Source organism: uncultured Thiodictyon sp. (assembly GCF_903828115.1).
GTDB lineage: Bacteria > Pseudomonadota > Gammaproteobacteria > Chromatiales > Chromatiaceae > Thiodictyon.
Map to the genome: position 1 here is coordinate 1 of NZ_CAIKKU010000280.1, position 2,004 is coordinate 2,004.

Genomic DNA, 2,004 nt, shown 5'->3' on the forward strand with positions numbered 1-2,004 from the left:
CCTTCGGGCTCCTAGCCGTGCGCGGCCCCGCCAGGGGCGCCCACCACCTCAGCCCTACCGCACTCACTGGCCCTATCGCTCAGGCCCCACCACCGGCCAAGATAATTGTCATCGACCGGCCAAGATAGTTGACATCAGACATCAAACGCCGCGCCTTCGACCACCTGCTGTTTCTGGCCCTGACCAGGATCGGCGAGGTCCGCGTGGAGCGCGTCGACCTCATGCGCCAGCGCGACCTGCTGCGCGGCAAGCTGGCGGCACTCACACGCGGCGGCTGGAGCCTCAATCCGGCCGAGGACGAGCACCCGGACCCGGCCGCCCTGACCAGCGAACTGGACGCGATCACCAGCGAGCTGGCCGGCTTGGGCACCGAAGACAAGGTCCTGGAGCACCATCTGGAGATCGTCGCCGAGCTGCTCGACGATGCCGCGCACCAACTCTGGGCCGAAACGGTCACACTCCATATCGACGCGATGAACATCGAGCGGGAGCCGCGGGACCCGGCCGCCCGCCAACTCGTCCTGCATGAATTGCACAATGCCCGCGGTAGTCGCTCGGCCATGCTGCTGGTGTCGATCGCACCCCGCGACCTGCCGCAGCGCGAGGACCTGGTGACCGCGGCGGGGCGCTATCTGTACTGACTTTCAGGGCGATGGAAACCACCACTTTATCGACCAAGTATCAACTAGTCCTGCCGAAGGCGCTGCGCGAGTCCATGAATTTCAAGCCCGGACAGCGTTTTATGGTCCGCGCGAGCGAACACGGGATCGAACTGCTGCCGTGCGAGCCGGTGTCCGCATTGCGTGGGTTTCTGGAAGGGGCCAACACCGGTCTCGACGACATTCGCACACGGGATGATCGGGTGTGAACCTGCTCGACTCATCCGGCTGGATCGAGTATTTCGCCAATGGCCCCAATGCCGGTGAGTTTGCCCCGGTGGCGACCGCCACCGCCGCTGGTGCCGACCATCGTCCTGCATGAGGTCTATCGCTGGGCCGAGCGCGAGAGGGGCGAATCGGCGGCCAACCGCGCGATGCTCGCGATGCAGGAGGGCTCGGTGGTGCCCCTGGATGCGGACCTGGCCATCGCGGCGGCCCGCCTGGCGCGTCGGCACAAGTTACCGACGGCCGACAGCATCATCTATGCGACCGCGCAGGCCTGCGGGGCGACTGTCTGGACTCAGGATGATGACTTGGGAAAGGCGGCCAGGCTCAATTAAATCCGCCGGGCGGAAACAAAATTAATTGAGCCTGGCCCCTTATCCCCTCGAGAATCGCAATTGGCAGCGTAGCGAGATTCTGCTGAAACTCGATATTTTGGTCCATTGTCAAGAAGACATCGAACCTCGTGGCAGCAAGCGCGAGTAGCTTCCCGTTCTTTACGCCTGACCATCCGCACCTGGGGACTGTTTCGGGCTCGTGACCTGTAAGTAGCTTGCCAAGGCTACGAGGCAAATCTTCGTCAAGCAGGATGCGCTTCTGCTACCAGTCCTGTTCGAGCTTCTTCCAGTACGGCAACGGCTAGATCGCGACTCACCGATGGGAAGTCGTCGAGAAAGACCTCAAGCGCATCGCCGGCCTCCAAGTGGTCAAACAAGGTCCTGATAGGTACGCGGGTACCGAAGAACACAGGAGTTCCGCTGTGAATCTCGGGGTCGACGGTGATGAGATGTGCGTTCATGGAGGCGCCTCGATGAATGACTGAAGCGGCAGTGTACCAATAGCTGCGGATTGCGAGGCCTCCGCCGTAGGAACGCCGGTTACCCGGCGCCCCCGGCGCAATCCCGGACGTGCAGTTTTCCCGCATCCGGTTCCTCGGTTGTACTCACATTCGCGCGGACCTTCACAGTCACCCGTTACAAGGCCCAGTTGTTATTGCCCTACAGTGAGGTTGGCTCGTGTGCTCCGATCCTGCATGTCCGGCCCGAGTTTCCTTGGTGGGCTGCGTACTTCCGTCGGGTCCTTCGCCACGTGGCTGGCTTTCCCAACCTCCGACTACTATGCC

General features: G+C 62.6%; 3 protein-coding genes and 1 pseudogene. 3 read left to right on the plus strand and 1 reads right to left on the minus strand.

Features of this window, described 5'->3' with window-relative positions; all coding sequences use genetic code 11:
- Positions 1-128 precede the first annotated feature (128 nt).
- The 3 genes and pseudogenes from QZY48_RS10425 (at position 129) to QZY48_RS10435 (ending at position 1,219) form a co-directional block, all read left to right on the plus strand.
- Positions 129-641, plus strand: a complete 513-nt coding sequence (locus QZY48_RS10425) for a hypothetical protein (RefSeq protein WP_295430763.1) — start codon at positions 129-131, stop codon at positions 639-641.
- A gap of 11 nt (positions 642-652) precedes the next feature.
- Positions 653-868, plus strand: coding sequence for an AbrB/MazE/SpoVT family DNA-binding domain-containing protein (locus QZY48_RS10430; RefSeq protein WP_295430765.1), 216 nt, complete (start codon positions 653-655; stop codon positions 866-868).
- Positions 865-1,219, plus strand: a pseudogene (locus QZY48_RS10435) (type II toxin-antitoxin system VapC family toxin). Before QZY48_RS10430 ends, QZY48_RS10435 begins: the two are co-directional and overlap by 4 nt.
- 242 nt (positions 1,220-1,461) lie before the next feature.
- Here the strand turns inward: QZY48_RS10435 and QZY48_RS10440 are convergent.
- On the minus strand, positions 1,462-1,680 hold the full coding sequence (locus QZY48_RS10440) for a DUF433 domain-containing protein (protein WP_295430767.1): 219 nt from the start codon (positions 1,678-1,680) through the stop codon (positions 1,462-1,464).
- Between the last annotated feature and the right edge of the window lie 324 nt (positions 1,681-2,004).